Source organism: Roseateles aquatilis, assembly GCF_002205645.1.
GTDB classification, from domain to species: domain Bacteria; phylum Pseudomonadota; class Gammaproteobacteria; order Burkholderiales; family Burkholderiaceae_C; genus Roseateles; species Roseateles aquatilis.
This window is the reverse complement of sequence record NZ_NIOF01000005.1, coordinates 76,231-98,912: the sequence shown is the minus strand read 5'-3', so window position 1 is coordinate 98,912 and position 22,682 is coordinate 76,231. Positions and strand designations below refer to the sequence as shown.

At 69.3% G+C, this 22,682-nt stretch carries 16 protein-coding genes; 11 read left to right on the top strand and 5 right to left on the bottom strand.

The annotated features are described in order from the left end of the window. The first annotated feature begins 203 nt into the window (after positions 1-203). Both CDN99_RS13035 and CDN99_RS13030 read left to right on the top strand, forming a co-directional pair. On the top strand, positions 204-686 hold the full coding sequence (locus CDN99_RS13035) for an Hsp20/alpha crystallin family protein (protein ID WP_088385310.1): 483 nt from the start codon (positions 204-206) through the stop codon (positions 684-686). Positions 687-744: 58 nt separating this feature from the next. Further along, the gene (locus CDN99_RS13030; protein WP_088385309.1) at positions 745-1,167 is read left to right on the top strand and encodes an Hsp20/alpha crystallin family protein; all 423 of its coding nucleotides are present in this window, start codon (positions 745-747) and stop codon (positions 1,165-1,167) included. A 415-nt stretch (positions 1,168-1,582) separates the two neighbouring features. On the opposite strand, the gene CDN99_RS13025 is transcribed toward CDN99_RS13030, so the two are convergent. The 3 genes from CDN99_RS13025 to CDN99_RS13015 form a co-directional block, all read right to left on the bottom strand. Next, entirely contained in the window at positions 1,583-3,637 is a 2,055-nt protein-coding gene (locus CDN99_RS13025; RefSeq protein WP_158218840.1) for an FUSC family protein, read from the bottom strand. A gap of 182 nt (positions 3,638-3,819) precedes the next feature. Further along, positions 3,820-6,417 (bottom strand): cyanophycin synthetase, encoded by a 2,598-nt coding sequence (gene cphA / locus CDN99_RS13020; RefSeq protein WP_088385307.1) that lies wholly within the window; start codon positions 6,415-6,417, stop codon positions 3,820-3,822. A 76-nt stretch (positions 6,418-6,493) separates the two neighbouring features. Continuing rightward, positions 6,494-8,683 (bottom strand): cyanophycin synthetase, encoded by a 2,190-nt coding sequence (locus CDN99_RS13015; RefSeq protein ID WP_088385306.1) that lies wholly within the window; start codon positions 8,681-8,683, stop codon positions 6,494-6,496. Between the two features lie 263 nt (positions 8,684-8,946). On the opposite strand from CDN99_RS13015, the gene CDN99_RS13010 reads away from it, so the two are divergent. Then, entirely contained in the window at positions 8,947-11,259 is a 2,313-nt protein-coding gene (locus tag CDN99_RS13010) for a cyanophycin metabolism-associated ABC transporter (RefSeq protein ID WP_088385305.1), read from the top strand. 27 nt (positions 11,260-11,286) lie between these two features. After that, positions 11,287-11,754 (top strand): cyanophycin metabolism-associated DUF1854 family protein, encoded by a 468-nt coding sequence (locus CDN99_RS13005; RefSeq protein WP_088385304.1) that lies wholly within the window; start codon positions 11,287-11,289, stop codon positions 11,752-11,754. A gap of 38 nt (positions 11,755-11,792) precedes the next feature. Here CDN99_RS13005 and CDN99_RS13000 read toward each other — a convergent pair whose 3' ends face one another. Continuing rightward, on the bottom strand, positions 11,793-12,713 hold the full coding sequence (locus tag CDN99_RS13000) for a phosphodiester glycosidase family protein (RefSeq protein WP_088385303.1): 921 nt from the start codon (positions 12,711-12,713) through the stop codon (positions 11,793-11,795). Next, positions 12,710-13,543, bottom strand: a complete 834-nt coding sequence (locus CDN99_RS12995) for a hypothetical protein (protein WP_141100763.1) — start codon at positions 13,541-13,543, stop codon at positions 12,710-12,712. The genes CDN99_RS13000 and CDN99_RS12995 overlap by 4 nt, the downstream gene beginning before the upstream one ends. Positions 13,544-13,782: 239 nt before the next feature. Here CDN99_RS12995 and CDN99_RS12990 point away from each other — a divergent pair, with 239 nt between their 5' ends. The 7 genes from CDN99_RS12990 (at position 13,783) to CDN99_RS12960 (ending at position 22,605) form a co-directional block, all read left to right on the top strand. Beyond that, a complete protein-coding gene (locus CDN99_RS12990; RefSeq protein WP_088385301.1) occupies positions 13,783-14,961 on the top strand; it encodes an isovaleryl-CoA dehydrogenase in 1,179 nt (392 codons plus the stop codon). 126 nt (positions 14,962-15,087) lie between these two features. Continuing rightward, positions 15,088-15,762: a carbonate dehydratase gene (gene can / locus CDN99_RS12985; protein WP_088385300.1), complete on the top strand. Its 675-nt coding sequence runs from the start codon at positions 15,088-15,090 to the stop codon at positions 15,760-15,762. A 5-nt stretch (positions 15,763-15,767) separates the two neighbouring features. Next, positions 15,768-17,615, top strand: coding sequence for a bifunctional isocitrate dehydrogenase kinase/phosphatase (gene aceK / locus CDN99_RS12980; RefSeq protein WP_088385299.1), 1,848 nt, complete (start codon positions 15,768-15,770; stop codon positions 17,613-17,615). 57 nt (positions 17,616-17,672) lie between these two features. Next, a complete protein-coding gene (locus CDN99_RS12975) occupies positions 17,673-18,851 on the top strand; it encodes an acetyl-CoA C-acyltransferase (RefSeq protein WP_088385298.1) in 1,179 nt (392 codons plus the stop codon). Then, a complete protein-coding gene (locus tag CDN99_RS12970) occupies positions 18,851-19,519 on the top strand; it encodes an SDR family oxidoreductase (RefSeq protein WP_088385297.1) in 669 nt (222 codons plus the stop codon). The genes CDN99_RS12975 and CDN99_RS12970 overlap by 1 nt, the downstream gene beginning before the upstream one ends. A gap of 4 nt (positions 19,520-19,523) precedes the next feature. After that, positions 19,524-20,654 (top strand): acyl-CoA dehydrogenase family protein, encoded by a 1,131-nt coding sequence (locus tag CDN99_RS12965; protein ID WP_088385296.1) that lies wholly within the window; start codon positions 19,524-19,526, stop codon positions 20,652-20,654. 265 nt (positions 20,655-20,919) lie between these two features. Further along, positions 20,920-22,605 (top strand): outer membrane protein assembly factor BamB family protein, encoded by a 1,686-nt coding sequence (locus tag CDN99_RS12960; protein ID WP_088385295.1) that lies wholly within the window; start codon positions 20,920-20,922, stop codon positions 22,603-22,605. Positions 22,606-22,682 lie beyond the last annotated feature (77 nt).

Genomic DNA, 22,682 nt, shown 5'->3' with positions numbered 1-22,682 from the left:
GTGTCGATGACGCGTTGGCGCGCGCGGCCTGTGAAGCAATGCGCGGACGAGCTTGATTGAGGCGGTGGGCTCGCGCGGCGGGCGCGCCATATGGGGATTCGGGGCCCTTGATTTCAAGATCTTGAAGACCTGCGTCGCGGCCAAAGCTTGGGTGTCATGGCGGGATTGCCCCGCTGCAACACAGGAAGCCCAGGAGGCCCCGCATGTATCAACGTCTGTTTGCCCGTGAGCTGTTCAACGATCTCGACCGCCTGCAGCGCGAGATGAGCGGCCTCTTCGACCTCGACGCCGGCCGCGGTGCCGCGCGGGGTGCATATCCCTCGCTCAACGTCGGCCTGTCGCCGGAGGCCGTGGAGGTCTACGCCTTTGCGCCGGGCCTGGATCCGGCGACGGTCGGTGTCGACCTGGATCGTGGCGTGCTCAGCCTGTCCGGCGAGCGTCTCTCCCCGCTGGCCGCCAAGGCCGAGGCTGCCGTGGAAGCCACGCCTGGCGAAGCCGCGGCCCAGCCCGCGGGGAAGGCCCTGGTCCACCAGCGCGAGCGCTTCAGCGGCAAGTTCCGGCGCGTCGTCAGCCTGCCGGACGACATCGACCCGGAGCGGGTCACGGCCTCCTACCGTGACGGCGTGCTGCGCGTCAGCGTTGCGCGCCGGGTTGCGCCGCAACCGCGCCGCATCGACGTCCATTGATCGACCGGCCGCATCGAGCGCGACTTCCCGTCACACCGAACATCGAGAACCCCCCATCATGACCACTGCTGTTCATACCCCTGCTGCCGAGACCACTGCCACGTCGGGTCCGGCCCGATCCACTGCGCAGGCCACGCGCCGTCGCGACGACTTCGCGATCCAGCCGTTGGTTGACGTGATCGAGGATGCCCAGGGCCTCACCTTGTATGCCGATTTGCCGGGCGTGCCGCGCGAGCGACTGCAAGTGCGCGTCGACGGTGATCAATTGATCATCGAAGGCGACATGCAACTGGACCTGCCCGAGGGCTTGCGTGCTGGGCATGTCGAGGTCTCGCGCCAGCACTACCGCCGGGCATTCAAGCTGAGCAAGGAGTTGGACGCCGAGGGCATCAGCGCCGAGCTGACGCAAGGCGTGCTGCGCGTGCGCGTGCCCAAGGCCGCGCATGCCCAACCGCGCAAGATCGACGTCAAGCTCAGCTGACCCGAAAGAGCGCGCCGAGCTCGCGCGTTCATCAAAGAACGACAAGGCCAGGAGTACTCCTGGCCTTTGCCTATAACTTGTCCGCCGCGCGGGCCTGGCCCAGGATCTCGACAAGCGGTTTCGCGCATCCCCATGACGCATCCCCCTGTGCTGGCCACCTCGGTCGGCGCGTCCCGCGAACGCGGGCAAGCCTTCGCAGCGAGGCGTGTGAGGGGCAGCGAGCGGTGGTGGTTCCAGTAGCGATGCTGGACGAGTCTCGGAGCGCAGTGACGAGCGACGGACCGCGTGTCAGCGAGCAAGCTCGCCGGGAGTCAGCGCTTCTTTTGCTTCCTTTTCTGGGCGCGACCAGAAAAGGGAGTCGCCCGCCGGGGCGAAATCCCGGCGGGCTGCAACGAAGGCGAAAGAGGGGGGAAAATCAGGAGAGCCGAGACGGTGCCGGCTCCACCTCCACCGCTGGTGCCGACATGGCAACGAGTGCCGCTTCCGCCGCCTGCCCGGCACGTGCTGCGTCATCGAGGCTGACCTGCATGCGTCGCCGCATCCATGGCCGGAGGTCTTCGAGCGGCCCGACATCGGGCAGCAGACTCCAATCCTGGAGTGCCTGAACGGCATGCGGCACGGCCTCTTTCCCTGCGAGTGCACGTTGAAGGCGCTTGGCGGCTTCGGGCATTTCATCGAGGGTATCGCCCGCGAGGTCTTGGGCGCGTCGCAGGAGGCTTTGGCGCATCATCGAGAGATGGGCCATGAGCCGATAGCCGTGGTCGAGGACGGTATTGAGTTCCTGCAGGGGTGGCCGCACCCGCCGCGGTTCTGCGGCGCTGCGCTGGAGGGCGGCCGAGAGTGCAGCCAGCGCGTCGTAGGCTTGTCGCCGAGCCATGCGCTGCGCCAGCGCTCCTGCGGGGGTCATTGCCGCGGTCATGGCCTGCATCGCGTACTGCTGCAATGCCCCGCGGGCCCGTTTCAGCGCCCGAGGCAGATTCCGTCGTTCCCATGCGGGGAGCACGTAGCTGAACGCCCAGGCGAGTGCTGCGCCGAGGACGGTATCGGCGAGCCGTTCCGAGATGGCGAGGCCGTGGGACGGATCGGCCAGGTGGGATTGGAGGAGGGCCATGACGGTGGCCGCGATCGCCGTGATCAGGTATCGACGGGTGACGAAGGCGTGGGCGATGCCCACTGCGATCTGCAGCACGATGATCCAGAGCGGCAGGCTTGGCACCAGTGACAGGGCGAGCATCACGCCACAGCCGATGACGGTCCCGAGCACGCGCAGGTTGCGTCGTTCGAGCGTCTGATCGAGGCTGCCGCGAAGCACGACCGCGACGGACAGCACCAGCCAGTGGGGGTGGGAAGCCCACGGCAACCCGAGCGCGATGTAGTACGCCGCCGACAACGCCAGCGCGCTGCGCAGCGCGTGCCGCAGCACGGGCGAGTCCAGGTGCAGCTGAGCCTTGAGCAGCCCCATCGGCCAGCCTTCCGGCGTGACGAAGTGCTTGAGCTGCGCGGCGTCGAGGGCCAGCGGCGGGAGTGGCTGAGCGGGGTCCAGCGCGCGGCCGATGGCCAGCACCTCGCTGTCGAGATGGGAGAGGCGGTCCTGGAGCACGAGCTGGAGCCGCCCGCGGGGGTCTTGGGAGGGCAATGCCTGCCACTCGGTGGCGGGGACGGCGGACATGGTCGGCGCGCGCTCGTCGAGCAGTGCCTCGCGGAAGTCCCCGAGCATGACGGCCAGTGCCTTGAGGCGTCCGACGAGCGCGCCTCGCATGCGCTGCCCGATGGGGTCCTCGCCGAGCAGTTCCAGGTCCAGCCGACTGGCGAGCATCAGATCGCGCAGCTCGACCACGTGCAGCAACACGGCGGCACTGCGCGGATCGCTGTCGGCGGTGGGAAAGAGTTGATCGCGGGCCGTCTGCAGCAGATCGGCGAGCTGGGCCTCGTTGCCCAGCCAGTCCCGCATCGCATGCGCGGCGCCGCCGGTCCCCAGCAACTCGGCCCGGGCGCTGAGCAACTGCGCCAGACCGCGCAGCGCCTCCGCCAGCGCCAGGCGCCGGAAGCGCTGCTGCAGCACGGCGCTGGTCAGCAGACTCCAGAGCAGGTAGAGCACGATCCCCGACAAGCCGCTGGCCATCACCACCAGCAGCGGTTGCGGCGGCCAAGCCAGCGCGAACACCATCGCCAGGATGGGCGCGAACGACACCGGCCCCGCGCGCAGCCCCCAACTGAGCAGCATCGCCCCGCCGAAGGCGAGCGACGCCACCAGCAGCCCCATCACCGGCTTGTAGGGATGGAGCACCGCCACCAGCATCACCGCCAACAGCGCCATGGCCCCGCCGGTGGCGACGCGGTTGCGGTTGCGGCGGATGCCGCCGGGCAGGTCGGCCAGGCTGGCGCAGATGGCGCAGGCCATCGCCAGTTGGGAGGCGATGTGCGAGTACGCCGCCGGCGCCGCATGCGACACGATCACCTGGACCAGCATCACGCCGATGGCGACGCTCAGGCCGTTCCACCAGTGGGCGGGCCAATGGCGCCAGCGGCCCAGGAAGGCGGGCAGGGCCAGCGCGCCGCGCTGGCCTTGACGGGAAGAAGGGGGCGCGGGCCGCGTCGCCCCGGCCGCTCGGCCGGCGGGCGGCGGCGGCCAGCCGGTCGGGCCGCGCCGCATCAGGCTTGCTGGATGCGTTGGTTCAGATGGGCCAGCGCTTCCTCGACCTGGTCGACCAGTACCAGGCAGAGGTCGCCGGGCTGCAGGCGCTCCAGCGCGCGGTCGATCGCGACGAACTCGCCGCGGATCTCCTCGATGTGCTTGGTGCGCGTCGCGCCGCGCAGGCCTTCCTGCAGCAGCGCCAGGACTTCGCCGTCCTCGCGGCCGCGCTGGCAGGCGTCCTGGAAGAGGATGGCCTCGTCGAAGGCCTCGCCCAGGATCTGCGTCTGGACACGGATGTCCTCGTCGCGGCGATCGCCGGCGCCGGAGATCACCACCGAACGCTTGTTGGCCGGGAGCGCCTGCACGGCCGTCACCAGCGCCCGCATCGCGTCGCCGTTGTGGCCGTAGTCGGCGATGACGGTCGCGCCGCGATAGTCCATCACGTTGAAGCGGCCGGGCACGCTGTCGGCGTCGCTCATGAAGCTGGCCAGGCCGCGGCGGATGGTGTCCCAGTCCAGGCCCACGCCCCAGGCCGCGGCGACGGCGGCCATCGCGTTCTCGTTCTGGAACGGGATCGCGCCGCCGCGGGTGAACGGGATGTCGCGCAGCGGGATCGACTCGCGCCACGCGCCTTGCGCGGCGACCAGCGCGTCCCCGTCGATGTGGACGCAGCGCTTGCCCTGCGCGCGGTGCGTCGCCATCAGCGGGTGATGACGGTCGCTGGCGAAGAAGATCACCTGGCCGGGACAGACCTCGGCCATCTTGGCCACCACCGGATCGGCGGCGTTCAGCACCGCGTAGCCGCCCGCGGCCACGTTCTGCACGATCACGCGCTTGACCAGCGCCAGCTCCTCGACGGTGTCCAGGAAGTTCATGCCCAGGTGATCCCCCTCGCCGAGGTTGGTCACCACCGCCACCTGGCAGCGGTCGAAGCCCAGGCCCTCGCGCAGCACGCCGCCGCGCGCGGTCTCGAACACGGCCGCTTCCACGTCCGGATGCATCAGCACGTTGCGGGCGCTCTTGGGGCCGGAGCAGTCGCCGCTGTCGGTCTGGCGACCGTCGACGTAGACGCCGTCGGTGTTGGTCATGCCCACGCGCAGGCCCTGCGTCGCGAACATGTGCGCGACCAGCCGCGAGGTCGTCGTCTTGCCGTTGGTGCCGGTGACCGCCACGATGGGGATGCGGCCGTCCTCGCCGCGGTCGCCGCGGCTGTTGTGGCCACCATGGCCGTAGAGGCTGGCGATGATCGCCTCGCCCACGTCGCGGCCCTTGCCGTAGGACGGGCTCAGGTGCATGCGCAGGCCGGGCGCGGCGTTGACCTCGACGATGCCGCCGTTCTGCTCCTCGAGCGGCTTGAGCACGCTCTCGGCCACCACGTCGACGCCGCAGACATGCAGGCCGACCACCGTCGCCGCGGCGATCGCGCGGGCGGCGACCTCCGGATGCACGTCGTCGGTCACGTCGGTGGCGGTGCCGCCGGTGGACAGGTTGGCGTTGTTGCGCAGGATCACGCGGCGGCCCTTGTCGGGCACCGACTCGGGCGTCAGGCCCTGCAGGTCCAGGCGCGCGATGGCGATGTCGTCCAGGCGGATCTTGGTCAGCGAGGTCGCGTGGCCGTCGCCGCGGCGCGGATCTTCGTTGACCTTGTCGACCAACTGGCGCACCGTGTGCAGGCCGTCGCCGATGACGTTGGGCGGATCGCGGCGGGCGGCGGCGACCAGCTTGTCCCCGACCACCAGCAGCCGGTAGTCGCTGCCGGGCAGGAACTTCTCGACCATCACCTGGCCGATCTCGTCGGCCGCCTTGTAGGCGATCTCCAGGTGCTCGCGGCTGGCGACGTTGACCGTCACGCCCTTGCCCTGGTTGCCGTCCACCGGCTTGACCACCACCGGCAGGCCGATGTCCTGGGCCACGATCCAGGCTTCCTCGATCGAGTCCACCGGCGCGCCGATGGGCACCGGCACGCCGGCCGACTGCAGCAGGCGCTTGGACAGGTCCTTGTCCTGGGCGATGGATTCGGAGACGGCGCTGGTGGCGTCGACCTCGGCGGCCCAGATGCGGCGCTGCTTCACGCCCCACCCCAGCTGCACCAGCGAGCCCTGCGTCAGGCGCCGGAACGGGATGCCGCGCTTGCAGGCGGCGTCGACGATCGAGCCGGTCGAGGGGCCCAGGCGGATGTCCTCGTCCGTCTCGCGCAGCTGCTTGACGGCGGCGTCGGCGTCGAAGGACGCGCCGGACTGCGCGGCGGCGATCAGCTCGACGGCCTTGTCGAAGGCGGCGCGGCCGACGTCCTCCTCGCTGTACTCGACGACCACCTGGAAGGTGCCCGCCTCGGACGTCGTGTGCGTGTGGCTGAAGGTCACCGGGCAGCCGGCCTGCGCCTGCAGCGCCAGCGCGGCCTGCTCCAGCACGTGGGCCAGCGAGATCGGCGTTTTCTTGCTGCTGGCCGGCCGCAGCGGGCCGATGCCGGGGAAGCGTTCGCGCAGCAGGGCTTCGAAGCCGTCCATGTCGGCGATCGCGCGCTCGGCGTCGCTGCAATGAATGACCGCTTCGATGGCGGTGTGGCGGCTCCACATGTTGGGGCCGCGGAGAGCGCGGATGCGAGAGACTTCCATCTGTCGTCTTTCGGTTCGTCTGTTCTTGTCGATTGCGACCTGTCTTGCGACGTGTCGTCGGAGAGGAGCGGCCCGCTTACTGCGGCAGCTCCGGCACGAAGGTGTCCAGGCCCGCGGAGATCAGCTCCGGCGAGATGCCCATCGCCCAGGCGGTGGCCACGGCCGCCAGCACCGACTCGGCGGCGATCTCCAGGCCGGCGGCCTGGAAGCGGCCGCGCAGCGCGTCCACGTTGGCGCCCGGCGTCTCGGCGCTGCCCTGGGCCAGCACCGCGGCGCCGCCCTGCAGGAAGACGCAGCGGCCGTCGCGGGCGCGGTGCTCGGCCAGCGCGGCGTTGCCGCCGTCGGCCGCGCCGTCCAGCGCGTACAGGATCACCTCGCCGTCGGACAGCGGCGCCATCTCGGCCACCTTGGGCTCGTCGGCGTTCAGCACCGCGACGCCGTCGGACAGCACCACGTCGACCTGCGTGCGCAGGACCTTGAAGAGCTGGTCCTCGGTCTGGACGTCGTGGCTGTCGAGCTCCGGCACGCGGCCCATGTCGGTGACGACGCCGACCTGGCAGCGGTCATAGGCCAGCCCGTCGCCCAGGATGGTGCCGGCGCCGTTCTCGACCACGACCGCGTCGACGGCGCGGTTCATCAGCAGCCGGTGGCTGGCGGCCCAGGTCGCGCTGGGCTTGCGCTCGACGCGGCGGGTGCCCAGGAACAGGCCGTCGCCGCAGGCCAGGCCGACATGGCGGCCGTTCAGGTGCAGCAACCAGGCCACCAGGCGCGCGATCTGCGCGGTGCCGCGCGAGCCGGCCACGCCGACGATGGGGATGCGGCCGCTCTCGTCCTCGGCGAACAGGTGGTCGATGATCGCCTGGCCCACCGGCTGGGGCATGCCCTCGGCCGGCTTCAGGTGCATCAGCAGGCCGGGGCCGGCGTTGACCTCGACGATGGCGCCGCCGGTCTCGGACAGCGGCCGGGCGATGTCGCTGGTCACCAGATCGACGCCCGCGATGTCCAGGCCGACGGTGCGCACCGCCAGGGACACGGCGTGCGCCACTTCCGGATGGATCTGCGCGGTGCAGTCGATCGCGACGTTGCCGTTGCGCTGGATCAGCACGCGGCGGCCGGCCTCGGGGACCGCGTCGCCGGCCAGGCCCTGGCGCTGCAGGTCCAGCAGCACGACCGCGTCGCCGACGATGTCGATGCGGTTGAGCGGGAAGTCCTCGGTCGTGCCGCGGCGCGGATCGGTGTTGATCTGCAGGTCGATCAGCTGGATGACGGTGTGCGTGCCGTCGCCCACGATCCAGGCTTCCTCGCCGCGCGCGGCGGCGACGACCTGACCGCCGACCACCAGCAGGCGGTGCTCCATGCCGGGGATGTAGCTCTCGACCAGGACCTCGGAGCCTTCCTTGTCGGCCAGGTGGAAGGCCGCCTCGACGTCCGCCTGCTGGCGCAGGTCCAGCGTGACGCCGCGGCCGTGGTTGCCGTCGGACGGCTTGACGACGACCGGCAGGCCCAGGTCCTGCGCGACGTCCCAGGCCTGGGCCGCGGTCTCCACCGCCTGGCCGGCCGGCACCGGCACGCCGACCGCCTTCAGCAGGTCCTTGGTCAGGTCCTTGTCCCGCGCGATGCCTTCGGCGATGGCGCTGGTCATGTCGGTCTCGGCCGTCCAGATGCGGCGCTGGCGGCCGCCGTAGCCGAGCTGCACCAGGTTGCCGTCGTTCAGGCGGATGTGGGGGATGCGGCGATCGGTGGCGGCGGCCACGATGGCGGCGGTCGACGGGCCGAGGTAGCAGTCGTCGAGCTTGCCGCGGATGGTCTCGACCGCCACGGCGACGTCGAAGTCCTCGCCGTTGATCGTCGCCATCAGCAGCGCGTGGCCCTGCGCGAGCGCGCTGCGGGCGACCTGCTCGTCGCGGGCGCGGAACACCATGCGGTACACACCGTGCCGCGAGGTCGAGCGCGTCTGACCGAAGCCCGTCGGCATGCCCGCCAGGTTGAGCAGCTCGATGACGACGTGCTCCAGCACGTGGCCCATCCAGGTGCCCTCGGTCAGGCGCTGCAGGAAGCCGCCGCGCTCGCCGACGCCGCAGTGGTGCTCTTCCAGCGCCGGCAGGCGCTTGCACAGGCGTTCGGTGAAACCAGGGATCAGGTGCGAAGGATGTTCCTCCAGACCGCCCAGGTCCAGCCAGGTTTCCAGCACCGGGCGGTAGGTCCACATGTTGGGACCCCGCAGGTAGTTGATGCGCAGGAGCTTGATGTCGTCGTGTCGGCTCATGGGGGGAGAGAACGTGGAGGAGGACCGGCCACCGGGCTACCGGAAATTGAAGCGAAGCACAATTGTGCGCTTAAGCGAAAATCCCGCGAAACATCTCGGTGGCGCGTTACCGTCATCGCCTCGTCGCGTGGGACCGGGTCTTGCCCGGGCGCGGTGCGCGGCCGGGCGGTTTGGCCGAGTGTTGGCCGAGGCGTCGGCCGAAGAACCGGCCGAAGAACCGGCCGCAGAATTCGGCCCGAAGAATTTCGTCAGAAGAATCAAAAATGCAGCATCAACATCCTGTCGCGTCGGCCAGTGCCGCCGGATCGTCCCGATCGAACGGATCGGGCGGGGCGGTCGCGCAGAACCCGGAATCGGGTCTGCGACCTGGCGAGAACGTGCGGGCCTCGCTGGAGGTTGACCTCGACGCCGGCTTGCGCTTCTCGACGGGCGTTCTGCGGCTCACCGACCAGCGCCTGCTGGCGGCGGAGCCCGGTGCCGCCCCGCGGGAATGGCCGTTGACCGCGGACCTGCGGCTGGTGCTGTCGGACCACGGCGGCCTGGGCTTGCTGGAGCTGGTGAACGCCCATGGCCGGCTGGCCCTGTGGCGCTTCACGATGAAGGCCAACCTGCAGGCGCAGCGCTTCCAGGACGCCTTCAACCGCCGTGACGAGGCCGCCCCGGCCCAGGCCGCGGAGCCCGAGCTCTGCCCCAGTTGCCAGGCCGTGCTGCCCGAGGACAGCGAGGAATGCCCCTCCTGCGCCCGCGAGCTCCACACGCCGCCGTCCACCTGGGTGCTGCTGCGCCTGTGGCGCTTCGCGCGGCCCTACCAGGGCCAGCTGCTGCTGGGCTTCCTGCTGATGCTGGGCGCGACCGGCGCGACGCTGGTGGCGCCCTACCTGACCATGCCGCTGATGGACGACGTGCTGATCCCCTTCCAGCAAGGCCAGCAGATCGACACCGGCCTGGTGGCGATGTACCTGGGCGGGCTGTTCGGCGCGGCGATCGTGTCCTGGATCCTGGGTTGGGCGAAGACCTATGTCCTGGCGCTGGTATCGGAACGTATCGCCGCGGATCTGCGGACAACGACCTTCGATCACCTGCTGGGCCTGTCGCTGGAGTACTTCGGCTCCAAGCGCACCGGCGACCTGATGAGCCGGATCGGCTCGGAGACCGACCGCATCAGCGTCTTCCTGTCGCTGCACGCGCTGGACTTCATCACCGATTGCCTGATGCTGATCATGATCACGGGCATCCTGTTCCACACGAATCCGTGGCTGGCGCTGGCCACGCTGGTGCCGCTGCCCTTCATCGCCTGGATGATCCATCTGGTGCGGGACCGGCTGCGCACCGGCTTCGAGAAGATCGACCGCGTCTGGGGCGAGGTGACCTCGGTGCTGGCGGACACCATCCCCGGCATCCGCGTAGTGAAGGCCTTCGCCCAGGAGCGCCGCGAGGCGGAGCGCTTCCGCTCGGCCAACAAGCACAACCTGGTCGTCAACGACCGGCTGAACAAGACCTGGAGCCTGTTCACCCCCAGCGTGTCGCTGCTGACCGAGTTCGGCCTGCTGGTCGTCTGGGCCTTCGGCATCTACCTGATCGCGCATTCGCAGATCACGGTGGGTACGCTGACGGCCTTCCTGGCCTACATCGGGCGCTTCTACGGGCGGCTCGATTCGATGAGCCGGATCGTGTCGGTGACGCAGAAGGCGGCGTCCGGCGCGAAGCGGATCTTCGACATCCTGGACCACCAGTCCAACGTGCCCGAGCCCACGCAGCCGGCGACGCTGGACAAGGTCCGCGGCGGCATCACGCTGCAGGACATCGGCTTCCGCTACGGCAACCGGACGGTGATCCGCGACCTGAACCTCGAGATCCAGCCCGGCGAGATGATCGGCCTGGTCGGCCACAGCGGCTCGGGCAAGAGCACGATGGTCAACCTGATCTGCCGCTTCTACGACGTGACCGAGGGCGCCATCAAGCTCGACGGCGTGGACCTGCGCCGCTTCAAGCTGACCGACTACCGGCGCCACATCGGGCTGGTGCTGCAGGAGCCCTTCCTGTTCTTCGGCACGATCGCGGAGAACATCGCCTACGGCAAGCCGGAGGCGACGCGCGACGAGATCGTGGCCGCGGCCCGCGCCGCGCACGCGCACGAATTCATCCTGAGGCTGCCGCAGGGCTACGACTCGCTGGTCGGCGAGCGCGGCCAGGGCCTGTCCGGCGGCGAGCGCCAGCGGATCTCCATCGCCCGCGCGCTGCTGATCGACCCGCGCATCCTGATCATGGACGAGGCCACCTCGGCGGTGGACACCGAGACCGAGAAGGAGATTCAGAAGGCGCTGGACAACCTGGTGCGGGGCCGCACGACGATCGCGATCGCGCACCGCCTGTCGACGCTGCGCAAGGCCGACCGGCTGGTGGTGATGGACCGCGGCGAGATCGTCGAGGTCGGGCCGCACGACGAGCTGATCGCCAAGCAGGGCGCCTACTGGCGCTTGTGGGAGGCACAGGCCCGCCGTGTCGACGCTGAGGAGCAGGACGCCGTCGTCGTCGTGGCGCCCAACGTCAACGCCCACACCGCCGCGCAGGCCTGATCGCGCAGACTCCGCAGGATCCTCCCCATGAGCAACATCCAATCCCTCGCGCGCAACGCCTTCGGCCGGCTGATGCTGATCGACGCGCTCGGCCAGACGCACGAGAACGTCACCCCGGTCCGCGCCCACCCGCTGTCGGCGCCGGACGAGGGCGTCTCGCTGGTCGGCACCGACGGTCACGAGATCGCCTGGATCGACCACGTCGACCAGTTGCCGCACGCGCAGCGCGCGCTGCTGCTCGAAGAGTTCGCCGGCCGCGAGCTGATGCCGACGGTGCAGCGGCTGCTGTCGGTGTCGACCTTTTCGACGCCCACGCAATGGACCGTCGAGACCGACCGCGGCGAGACCACCTTCATCCTCAAGAGCGAGGAAGACATTCGGCGCATCGGCGAAGGGCGGCTGCTGATCGCATCGTCGCACGGGCTGCACTTCCTGGTGCCAGACCGGTTCGCGCTGGATCGGCATTCGAGGAAGCTGCTGGAGCGGTTCCTCTGACCGCTGGCGACCAGCGGCCAGCGGCCAGCGGCTAGCGGCTAGCGCTGATTGGCCGACGGCTTCGCGCGGGACGCGCCGGCGCGGTAACCGCTGTCCTTGGGATGGACGACCACGAACGACGCGACCGGCGCCTTGCCCGGTCCCGCGAAGAAGGGCCCTCTGGTGCCGACTTGATAGGACTGGGGCAGGCTGTACATCGCGCCGGCCATGGGCCCGTTGTTCAGCACCATGGCGTTCTCGCAGCCCAGGCCCTGAGGCTTGGGCGCGGCAAGCCACTCGGCGAGTGCGTCGAGCTGCATCGGCTTGTTGGTGACCGCCACGGCCATGCGATCGGCCCCCTGCGCGCAGAGCACGCTGAAGTGCGACCACTCCTCGCGCGGCTCGCGCTCGCAGACCGCGGGCCGGCCCTGCTCGACCACCATGGGGCCGGCCTGCAAGGCGTGCGAGCACATCTCGATGCCGGCGAGCGCGGATTTGTCGTTGATCTTCCTGAGCGACGCGTTGCCGGCTTCGTCCACGCACAGCAGGCCCGACAGCTGCGGTCGAGCGACGCGCCGCAACGCGCAGGCGCTTTGCGGCTCCGCGGGCGTGGTCTGCGTGTTGAGCCATGACGCCAGCCGGCCCTCGGATCGCAGCAATCCGTCCGGCCGATCCGAGCTGCTGCCCGATCGACCGCCGTTGACCAGCAGCATCTCCCGCCGCGCCAACTCCTCGATGCGGGAAAGCGCCCGTGCGTTGCGGACCGAGATGCCTTGATTCGACTCCTGCATTTCCGTCGTCTTGAGCGCGCCGATCGCCAAGACCTCCATCCGCGCCTGGCCGGTGCTGAACTCGTAGAGCTGCACGGGCGGCTCGGTCAGGGGGGTACGTTTGATGATGTCGGCACGAGCGTTCTGGACACCGCCGGTCAGGGCCAGAAGCGGCGCCGCGCAGGCGAGGGCGAACACGTGGCGCGTCATGGGGTCGTTCCCGCCGCGGCGAGCGCCGGCTCGCCGGTGTTCTTGAACACTTCGACGGCGAGCGTCACGTCGATCACGATGCCGGGACACTGGATCAGCTTCTTGTCCTCCGCCGACAGGTTCTTCGCGGGGGCGATGCTGATCATCAGGTCCCCGCCTTTGCCCATCTTCGCGCCGATGAGTTTCCATTGCTCGGCCGTGATCTCGTGGCTGCCTTGCGAGTCGTCGCTGTTCATCAGCGGCAGGACTTCCTCGCCGTTGACGCGCACCGCCAGCAGAGCTTCGGTGTTCATGACGGTCTCGGACGGCAAGGAGCACGCGCTGGTCGAGGTCACTTGCGACTCGATGGGGCGGATGATCACGCTCTGATACGGCAGCGCATGCAGCCGCACGGGCCGGGTGCTGGCGAGCGGCTTGTGGAAATCGATGACCTGGTAATAGTCGAGGCGGCCATTGGACTGCTTGGCCAGGGTGTCGGTCTGGAACGCCTCGCGCACCTGCAACGCGATGCGCGCGCGCATGGGCTGGGGCATGTATTCCCACTGCATCAGCGCCGTCACCGCCAACAGCACGACGAACGGATAGACCAGGACCAGCAGGACGGCCGAGGTGACGACGGGCCAGAACAAGGCGCGCAGCTTCTCGTCCTTGATGGCTTCGGCGAGCTGCTTGCCCGCGAGGGGGACGAAACCCAGCAGGAAGGCCAGCACTCGCCAGGGCAGGGACATCTCCGCGGGTGTCCTGGCGGGGGCGGCGGGGCCGCTGCCTCCCGGCGTGCCGCCGCCCGCGCCGGAGGTCGGGAGCGAGGCAGGGTCTGCTTGGGTGGCCATGCGGTGGGTCCCAGAGGATGGGGTAGGAGCGATGAGCGTAACGAGCGGCGCCGGCCCGGGTCATCCGCAATCGGGTGGATGCGACCGGCCCCGGCGACGCGGGAGTCTGCTTACGCATTTCTGCAATAGCCGAAACTGGATGGACCTGCCCTACAATTGACGTTTACGTAAACGTAAGACGAATCGTCCAGCGCGGGACCACGGATGTACCCGCGCGGAGACGGTCGAGGAGACAACCCATGAACCTGCCCGGCCTGAACTTCCATCTCGGCGAGGACATCGACGCGCTGCGCGACGCGGTGCGTGACTTCGCCCAAGCCGAGATCGCCCCTCGCGCGGCCGAGATCGACCGCAGCGACCAGTTCCCGATGGACCTGTGGCGCAAGATGGGCGACCTCGGCGTGCTCGGCATCACCGTGCCGGAGGAGTACGGCGGCGCCGCGATGGGCTACGTGGCCCACATGGTGGCGATGGAGGAGATCAGCCGCGCCAGCGCCTCGGTGGGCCTGAGCTACGGCGCTCACAGCAACCTGTGCGTCAACCAGATCAAGCGCAACGGCACCGACGCCCAGAAGCGCAAGTACCTGCCCAAGCTGATCAGCGGCGAGCACGTCGGCGCGCTGGCGATGAGCGAGCCCGGCGCCGGCTCCGACGTCGTCTCGATGAAGCTGCGCGCCGAGGACAAGGGCGGCTTCTACGTTCTCAACGGCACCAAGATGTGGATCACCAACGGTCCCGACGCGGACACGCTGGTCGTCTACGCCAAGACGGAACCCGAGCTCGGTGCGCGCGGCATGACCGCCTTCCTGATCGAGAAGGGCATGAAGGGTTTCTCCATCGCGCAGAAGCTGGACAAGCTCGGCATGCGTGGCAGCCACACCGGCGAGCTGGTGTTCCAGAACGTCGAGGTCCCGGCCGAGAACGTCCTGGGCGCCGTCGGCGGCGGCACGAAGGTGCTGATGTCGGGCCTGGACTACGAGCGTGCCGTGCTGGCCGCCGGCCCGATCGGCATCATGCAGTCCGTCATGGACAACGTCGTGCCGTACATCCACGACCGCAAGCAATTCGGCCAGAGCATCGGCGAGTTCCAGCTGATCCAGGGCAAGGTCGCCGACATGTACACCGTGCTGCAGGCCGCCCGCGCCTTCTGCTACACGGTCGGCAAGAACCTCGATTCGCTCGACGGCGCGCATGTGCGCCAGGTGCGCAAGGACTGCGCGTCGGTGATCCTGTGGTGCGCCGAGAAGGCCACCTGGATGGCCGGCGAAGGCATCCAGATCTTCGGCGGCAACGGCTATATCAACGAGTACCCGCTGGGGCGGCTCTGGCGTGACGCGAAGCTGTACGAGATCGGCGCGGGGACGTCGGAGATCCGCCGCATGCTGATCGGGCGGGAGCTGTTCGCCGAGACGATGTGATGCTGGGGGGCCCCGGCTCCCACGTCCCGATACGGACGAAGCCTTCGTGAGCCGTCGAAAGATTCGAGGCCCGTGGAATAGCCCGGCGATGCGCCGGGGGCCTCTGCTGACGCGACAATGCCTCCCATGAGCACGAACGAACTGCAAGACCTGCTGGACAACAACAAGCGCTGGGCCGCGGAGACCGAGGAGCACACCCCCGGTTTCTTCTCCCGCCTGCTGAAGCAGCAGACGCCGCAATACCTGTGGATCGGCTGCGCCGACAGCCGCGTGCCGGCCAATGAGCTGGTCGACCTGCTGCCCGGCGAGCTTTTCGTGCATCGCAACGTGGCCAACGTCGTGGTGCACTCCGACCTGAACTGCCTGTCGGTCATGCAGTTCGCGGTGGACCAGCTGCAGGTGCGCCACGTCATCATCGTCGGCCACAGCAACTGCGGCGGCGTGCGTGCCGCGCTGGAGGACCTGCGCGTCGGGCTGGTCGACAACTGGCTGCGTCACGTGCAGGACGTCCGCAACCACCATCAGGAATGGCTGGACCAGATCGTGCCCGACCAGCGCGTCAACGCGCTGTGCGAGCTCAACGTGCTGGAGCAGGCCCGCAACGCCTGCCAGACCACCGTGGTCCAGGACGCCTGGGCGCGCGGCCAGTCCGTCACCGTGCACGGCTGGGTCTACGGCCTGCACAACGGCCTGCTGAAGGACCTGAGCGTCTCGGCCGCCGGCCCGGACGACGTCGGCCCCGCCTACCGTCGCGCCCTCGAGGCGCTGCACCGCCGCTACGAGGCGGCCATGGGCCGCTGACCGCCATGTTCCCCCACGAGCTCAACGACCCGCGCGCCTTCGAGATCGCGCAGGCGCTGCTGGAGGGGTTCAACAAGCATTACCGGCTGTTCCGCGCCGCGTCGGCCACGGCCAAACAGCGCTTCGAGCAAGCCGACTGGCACGGCCAGCAGCGCGCCCAGCGCGAGCGCATCGAGTTCTACGACCTGCGCGTCGACGAGGCCGTCGCGCTGCTGGAAGAACGCTACAAGACCAGCCGCCTGCCGACCGAGGTCTGGCAGCAGGTCAAGCTGCATTACATCGGGCTGCTGACCAACCACCGGCAGCCCGAGCTGGCGGAGACCTTCTTCAACTCGGTCTGCACGCGGCTGCTGCACCACAGCTACTTCCACAACGAATTCATCTTCGTGCGGCCCGCCATCTCGACCGAATACATCGAGAACGACGAGCCCGCCGCGCAGCCGACCTACCGCTGCTACTACCCCTCGCAGGACACGCTGCGCGACACCTTCATGCGCATCGTCTGGAACTTCCAGCTGACGCTGGAGTTCGAGGACCTGGGGCGCGACATCGACTGCGTGCTGCAGGCCATCGGCAGCGAGCTGGGCGCCTTCCGCTGGCGCACCAACTTCCAGGTGCAGGTGCTGTCCTCGCTGTTCTTCCGCAACAAGGGCGCGTACATCGTCGGCAAGATCGTCAACGGCTTCACCGAGACGCCGTTCGCGCTGCCCATCCTGCATCGGGAGCCGACCCCGGCGCCGGGCCGGGTGCCCGCGCCGCAGAAGCAGCCCGGCCTGCTCTACATCGACGCCGCGCTGTTCGGCGAAGACGAGTTGCTGATGCTGTTCAGCTTCGCTCGCGCCTACTTCCTGGTCGACATGGAAGTGCCCAGCGCCTACGTGCAGTTCCTGCGCTCGCTGATGCCGCGCAAGCCGCGCTCGGAGATCTACTCGACGCTGGGCCTGCAGAAGCAGGGCAAGAACCTCTTCTATCGGGACTTCCTCAACCACCTGCGCCACAGCAGCGACAAGTTCCGCATCGCGCCCGGGATCAAGGGCATGGTGATGCTGGTCTTCGACCTGCCGTCGTATCCGTTCGTCTTCAAGGTCATCAAGGACTTCTATCCGCCGCAGAAGGACACCACGCGCGAGCAGATCCAGGCCAAGTACCTGCTGGTGAAGCAGCACGACCGCGTCGGCCGCATGGCCGACACGCTGGAGTACACGCAGGTCGCCTTCCCGCGCCATCGTTTCGAGGAAGAGCTGATCGCCGAGCTGCGCCACTTCTGCCCCTCGCTGCTGGAGGAAAGCGGCGACGACCTGATCATCAAGCACCTGTACATCGAGCGCCGCATGGTGCCGCTCAACATCTACCTGCAGGAGTCGTCGCCGGCGCAGCTGGCGCACGCGGTGGTGGAGTACGGCAACGCGATCAAGGACATGGTCTCGGCCAACATCTTCCCGGGCGACATGCTGTGGAAGAACTTCGGCGTGACCCGCCACGGCAAGGTCGTGTTCTACGACTACGACGAGATCGAGTACCTCACCGACTGCCAGTTCCGCGCCGTGCCCCAGCCGCGCAACGAGGAGGAGGAGATGTCCGGCGAGATCTGGTACCAGGTCAACAAGCACGACGTCTTCCCCGAGACCTTCGGCCCGTTCCTGCTCGGCCATCCGGGCGTGCGCGACGTCTTCATGGCGCATCACGCGGACCTGCTCGACCCCGCCTTCTGGCAGGCCCACAAGGAGCGGATCCTGGCCGGCCATGTGCACGACGTCTTCCCGTACGACCCGCACAAGCGCTTCCACGTGCGGGACCTCGCGCCGGCGCTGAAGGCGCCCGACCCCGAACACCGCGAGCTGCCCATCCAGTAGCCCGCCGCCCCGCGCCCCCTGCTTTCCGATCCAACGACTTCATTGAAGGAGAACCTCATGTCCGACTCCATCGTCATCGTCTCCGCCGCGCGCACGCCGATCGGCGGCCTGCTGGGCGACTTCGCCGGCCTGGCCGCGTGGGAACTGGGCGCCGTCGCGATCAAGGCCGCCGTCGAGCGCGCCGGCATCCCCACCGACGCCATCGACGAGGCCTTCCTCGGCAACTGCCTGATGGCCGGCCAGGGCCAGGCCCCGGCGCGCCAGGCGGTGCTCAAGGCCGGCCTGCCGCAGTCGGTGGGCGCGGTCACGCTGTCCAAGATGTGCGGCGCCGGCATGCGCGCCACGATGTTCGCCCACGACACGCTCAAGGCCGGCAGCGCCGACATCCTGGTGGCGGGCGGCATGGAATCGATGACCAACGCGCCGCACCTGATGTTCGCGCGCAAGGGCGTGAAGTACGGCGTCGCGCAGATGTACGACCACATGGCGCTGGACGGCCTGGAAGACGCCTACGAGCGCGGCAAGGCGATGGGTGTCTTCGCCGAGCAGTGCGTCGACAAGTACGCGTTCACGCGCGAGGCGCAGGACCAGTTCGCCATCGCCTCGACCGAGCGCAGCAAGCGCGCCAACGAGGACGGCAGCTTCGCCTGGGAAATCGCGCCGGTGACGATCGCCGGCAAGGGCGGGGACACGGTGATCGCGCGCGACGAGCAGCCGTTCAAGGCCAAGCTCGACAAGATCCCGACGCTGAAGCCGGCGTTCAAGAAGGACGGCAGCATCACCGCGGCCACCTCCTCGTCGATCAGCGACGGCGCGGCGGCGATGGTGCTGATGCGCGAGTCCACCGCCAGCAAGCTGGGCCTGAAGCCGGTGGCGCGCCTGGTCGGCACCGCGGTGCACGCCAACGCGCCGGAGTGGTTCACCACCGCGCCGGTCGGCGCGATCCAGAAGCTGCTGGCCAAGAACCAGTGGGACGCCAAGAGCGTCGACCTGTGGGAAGTCAACGAGGCCTTCGCCGCGGTGACGATGGCCGCGATGGCCGAGTTCAAGCTGCCGCACGAGATCGTCAACGTCAATGGCGGCGCCGTCGCGCTGGGTCATCCGATCGGCGCGTCCGGCGCCCGCATCATCGTCACGCTGCTGGGCGCGCTCAAGCACCGCGGCCTCAAGCGCGGCGTCGCGGCGCTGTGCATCGGCGGCGGCGAAGCCACCGCCGTCGGCGTGGAACTGATCTGATGGCCCAAGTCCTGATCATCGGTGCCTCGCGCGGCATCGGCCTGGAGCTGGTCAAGCAGCATCGCGACGGCGGCGACACCGTCGTCGCGACCGCGCGCGACGAGGAGAGCCTGACCCGCCTGCGCGCCCTGGGCGCGACGGCGATCAAGCTGGAGGTCGGCGACGTGCAGAGCATCGCCGGCCTGGCCTGGCAACTGGACGGCTTCCACTTCGACCGCGTGATGTACGTGGCCGGTGTCTACGGCCCGCGCACCATCGGTCTGCAGCCGCCCAGCGTCGCCGACTTCGACGCCGTCATGCACACCAACGTGCTGGGTCCGATGCGCGTGCTGCCGCAGATCCTGGACGCGCTGGCGCCGGACGCACGCATCGGCATCGTGTCCTCGCGCATGGGCTCGATCGGCCTGCGCGCCAACTCGGCGGGCTGGGTGTACCGCGCGTCGAAGGCGGCGGTGAACTCGGTGATGAAGGACGTCGCGATGACGCTGGACGGCCGCGCGATCTGCGTCAGCCTGCACCCCGGCTGGGTCAAGACCGACATGGGCGGCCAGGAAGCCGACATCGACGTCGCCACCAGTGCTTCCAGCCTGCGCGCGGTGCTCGACGGCCTGAAGGCCGGCGACAACGGCGCGTTCTTCAACTACGACGGCAGCCCGCTGCCCTGGTGACCCCATGTTGCTCTCCGAAGACCATCGCGCCGTGCAGGACGCCGTCCGCGCCTACGTGCAGGACCGCATCGCCCCCCAGGCGGCCGAGTGGGACAAGTCCCACCACTTCCCCGCCGCGGAGCTGAAGGGCCTGGCCGAGCTGGGCTGCTACGGCGTGGCCGTGCCCACCGAGTACGACGGCGCGGGCCTGGACTACCTGGCGCTGGCGATCATCCTGGAAGAGATCGGCGCCGGCGACGGCGCCACCTCCACCGTGGTCAGCGTCAACAACTGCCCGGTGTGCAGCATCCTGATGGCCTTCGGCAACGAGGATCAGAAGGAGCGCTTCCTCAAGCCGCTGGCGCGCGGCGACATGCTGGGTGCGTTCTGCCTGACCGAGCCGCACGTGGGGTCCGAGGCCGGCGGCCTGAAGACGACCGCGGTGCGCGACGGGGACGACTACGTCCTCAACGGGGTGAAGCAATTCATCACCAGCGGCAAGAACGGCGATGTCGCGATCGTGATGGCGGTGACCGACAAGGCCGCCGGCAAGAAGGGCATCAGCGCCTTCCTGGTGCCGACGTCCGCGCCCGGCTACACGGTCGCGCGCATCGAGGACAAGATGGGCCAGCACGCCAGCGACACCGCGCAGATCCTGTTCGAGAACTGCCGCGTGCCTGTCGCCCATCGCCTCGGCGAGGAAGGGCAGGGGCTCAAGATCGCGCTGTCGGGGCTGGAGGGTGGCCGCATCGGCATCGCGTCGCAGTCGGTGGGCATGGCGCGCGCGGCCTTCGAGGCGGCGTTGCGCTACAGCAAGGATCGCGTCGCCTTCGGCGTGCCGATCTTCGAGCACCAGGCGATGCAGCACAAGCTGGCCGACATGGCGACGCAGATCGAGGCCGCCCGGCAGTTGATCTGGCACGCGGCCAGCCTGAAGGACGCGGGCCTGCCGTGCCTGAAGGAGGCCGCGATGGCCAAGCTCTTCGCCAGCGAGATGGCGGAGAAGGTCTGCTCCGCCGCGATCCAGGTCCATGGCGGCTACGGCTACGTCAGCGACTTCCCGGTCGAGCGCATCTACCGCGACGTCCGCGTGACGCAGATCTACGAGGGCACGTCCGAGGTCCAGAAGATCCTGATCGGCCGCGCGCTGGCCTGAGCAGGTCCGGCCGGGCACGCCCCACCGGGCGCGTCCGGATCGGCGCGCCGGGCCCGGCGGGCCCTGCCCGACACGCCGAACCCGATACATCGGGCCCCGACGCCTCGTGCCCGCCCTGGTCCGTTCGGATCGGGGCTTTCCCTGGGAATCCCCCCTCGGTGGGTGGTCTTGCCCGCGACGCGCTGTTAGCCTGCGCCGCCCGGCGAGAGTCCTTGGATCGTCTTCGCACGGATCCCCCACCGGGCCTCGACAACAGGGAGATCACATGAATGCTTATGCGGGACGGCGCTCGGCCGTCGGAGGAGCCTTGGGCGTGCTGGCGTTGATGCTGGCCGGATGCGGCGGCAGCCCTGTCCCGTCGCGCGACCAGGACATGTACGCGCTGAGCCAGGCCAACGTCGGCTGCACCGCCGATCCCGGCACCGTCTGCGCGGACGTCAAGCTCTACGCCACGCCGATCAATGGCTTCGGCACGGAGTTCCGGCCGGGCTGGACGGAGAACCCGGCCGACGGCAAGACGCGTGTCGTCGACCATCTCTACCGCGACCTGCAGTCCGACGGTCGCTGGCAACTGAGCCTGGGCTTCGTCGGCGGCCTCAAGCCCGGCATCTACAGCGGCACCGTCGATGTCGGCACCGACCTGGTGACGGATGTCCTGGTGCCGATCCCCAAGGGGCATCGACCAGTCGCGCTGAGCTATCGGCTGGAGGTGTCCTCGGACCCGGCGACGCGGCCCGCGCTGCGCGCCGTGGTCGGCGCCGGCGACTGGGCCGGGCCTGGCGGCGTCGCGGCGCGCACCGGGCTGGTGGCGGTGACCGCGGACCCTTCGAAGATCAAGCGGCGCTGGTCCCGTTTCCTACAGGGCCTGCCCACCGACAACGCGGCCTCGCTGTTGAGCTGGGTGCCGTCGCCGTTGCTGAGCAACGGCCAGGTGGTGTTGCCGGGCATGCGGCCAAGTGACAACCAGACGGCCACCGTTACCGCGCTGCAGGAGGACGATGGCGCCGTGGTCTGGAGCGCCGCGCTGCCCGGCCTGCCCGACCGTGCGCTGGCCGTTGGCGACCGGCTCCTGGTGAGCGGCCGGACCGCCGAGACCGTGAACACCACGACGCTGACGTCGGTCGGTCGCCGGGACGGCGCCGCGGCGGGGCAGGTGGTCGTGGACGGCAACCTGCCCAACGACGGCTGGACCGTGGCGGGCGACACCTTGTTCCTGGCCGATGGCGGCCAGACCAAGGTGACGGCGCGCGCGCTGGCGGATCTGTCGACGCTGCGCTGGAGTGCGTCGCTCTACAACCTGCTGCCCGGCTACGGCCCGCTGGCCCAGTGGGGCATGACGGTGTCCAACGGCCAGGTCTACGCCAGCGCGGCGGGCCGGTTGCGCGGATTCAGCGCCGCCGACGGCACGCGCGGGACCGACATCGCGGTGTCCGGCCGGGATCCGCGGCTGCTGCTGGGCGTGGCGCTCAACCAGGCGCCCGTGGTGGCGGACGCGACCACGCTGGTGCTGCTGTCCGAGCGGGAGCAGAAGGCCGGCGTCGAGCGGGACAACCAGCTCAGCGTCGTCGACCTGGCGACGGGCGCGGTGCGCTGGACGGTGTCCGGCAAGTTCATGGACCAGCCGGTGGCGGCCAACGGCGTGGTGTACGTCTCCAACCAGCAATCGCGCGCGGTGGAGGCCCGCAGCCTCATCAACGGCGCCGTGGTGTGGTCCTGGGCCATGGAGACCGGCGATCAGAGCTTCCAGCGGCAGATGGTGCTGACCAACAGCCACCTGTTCGTGTCCACCGATCGGCAGGTGGTGGCGCTGGATCTGGTCAGCCATCAGCCGGTGTGGCGTTATGGCGCCGGCGGTCTGCTGGGCATGACGGCCAACGGCACGCTGACGCTGCTGAACGACCGTGGCGGCTCGCCGCGGCAATTGCTGCTGGTGGCGTTCGACGTGCGCTGAGGCGCCGGGCGGAAAAAAAAAGGGTGGCCCTCCTGGGCCACCCTTTTTTGTTGACGGGGCCGGCGACCGAGGGGGCG

Excerpts from the sequence above, each read along its gene's own strand:
- CDN99_RS13035 (WP_088385310.1), top strand. The coding sequence starts at position 204 with ATGTATCAACGTCTGTTTGCCCGTGAGCTGTTCAACGATCTCGACCGC.
- CDN99_RS13030 (WP_088385309.1), top strand. The coding sequence starts at position 745 with ATGACCACTGCTGTTCATACCCCTGCTGCCGAGACCACTGCCACGTCG.
- CDN99_RS13025 (WP_158218840.1), bottom strand. The coding sequence starts at position 3,637 with ATGCTGGTCCAGGTGATCGTGTCGCATGCGGCGCCGGCGGCGTACTCG.
- cphA (WP_088385307.1), bottom strand. The coding sequence starts at position 6,417 with ATGGAAGTCTCTCGCATCCGCGCTCTCCGCGGCCCCAACATGTGGAGC.
- CDN99_RS13015 (WP_088385306.1), bottom strand. The coding sequence starts at position 8,683 with ATGAGCCGACACGACGACATCAAGCTCCTGCGCATCAACTACCTGCGG.
- CDN99_RS13010 (WP_088385305.1), top strand. The coding sequence starts at position 8,947 with ATGCAGCATCAACATCCTGTCGCGTCGGCCAGTGCCGCCGGATCGTCC.
- CDN99_RS13005 (WP_088385304.1), top strand. The coding sequence starts at position 11,287 with ATGAGCAACATCCAATCCCTCGCGCGCAACGCCTTCGGCCGGCTGATG.
- CDN99_RS13000 (WP_088385303.1), bottom strand. The coding sequence starts at position 12,713 with ATGACGCGCCACGTGTTCGCCCTCGCCTGCGCGGCGCCGCTTCTGGCC.
- CDN99_RS12995 (WP_141100763.1), bottom strand. The coding sequence starts at position 13,543 with ATGGCCACCCAAGCAGACCCTGCCTCGCTCCCGACCTCCGGCGCGGGC.
- CDN99_RS12990 (WP_088385301.1), top strand. The coding sequence starts at position 13,783 with ATGAACCTGCCCGGCCTGAACTTCCATCTCGGCGAGGACATCGACGCG.
- can (WP_088385300.1), top strand. The coding sequence starts at position 15,088 with ATGAGCACGAACGAACTGCAAGACCTGCTGGACAACAACAAGCGCTGG.
- aceK (WP_088385299.1), top strand. The coding sequence starts at position 15,768 with ATGTTCCCCCACGAGCTCAACGACCCGCGCGCCTTCGAGATCGCGCAG.
- CDN99_RS12975 (WP_088385298.1), top strand. The coding sequence starts at position 17,673 with ATGTCCGACTCCATCGTCATCGTCTCCGCCGCGCGCACGCCGATCGGC.
- CDN99_RS12970 (WP_088385297.1), top strand. The coding sequence starts at position 18,851 with ATGGCCCAAGTCCTGATCATCGGTGCCTCGCGCGGCATCGGCCTGGAG.
- CDN99_RS12965 (WP_088385296.1), top strand. The coding sequence starts at position 19,524 with ATGTTGCTCTCCGAAGACCATCGCGCCGTGCAGGACGCCGTCCGCGCC.
- CDN99_RS12960 (WP_088385295.1), top strand. The coding sequence starts at position 20,920 with ATGAATGCTTATGCGGGACGGCGCTCGGCCGTCGGAGGAGCCTTGGGC.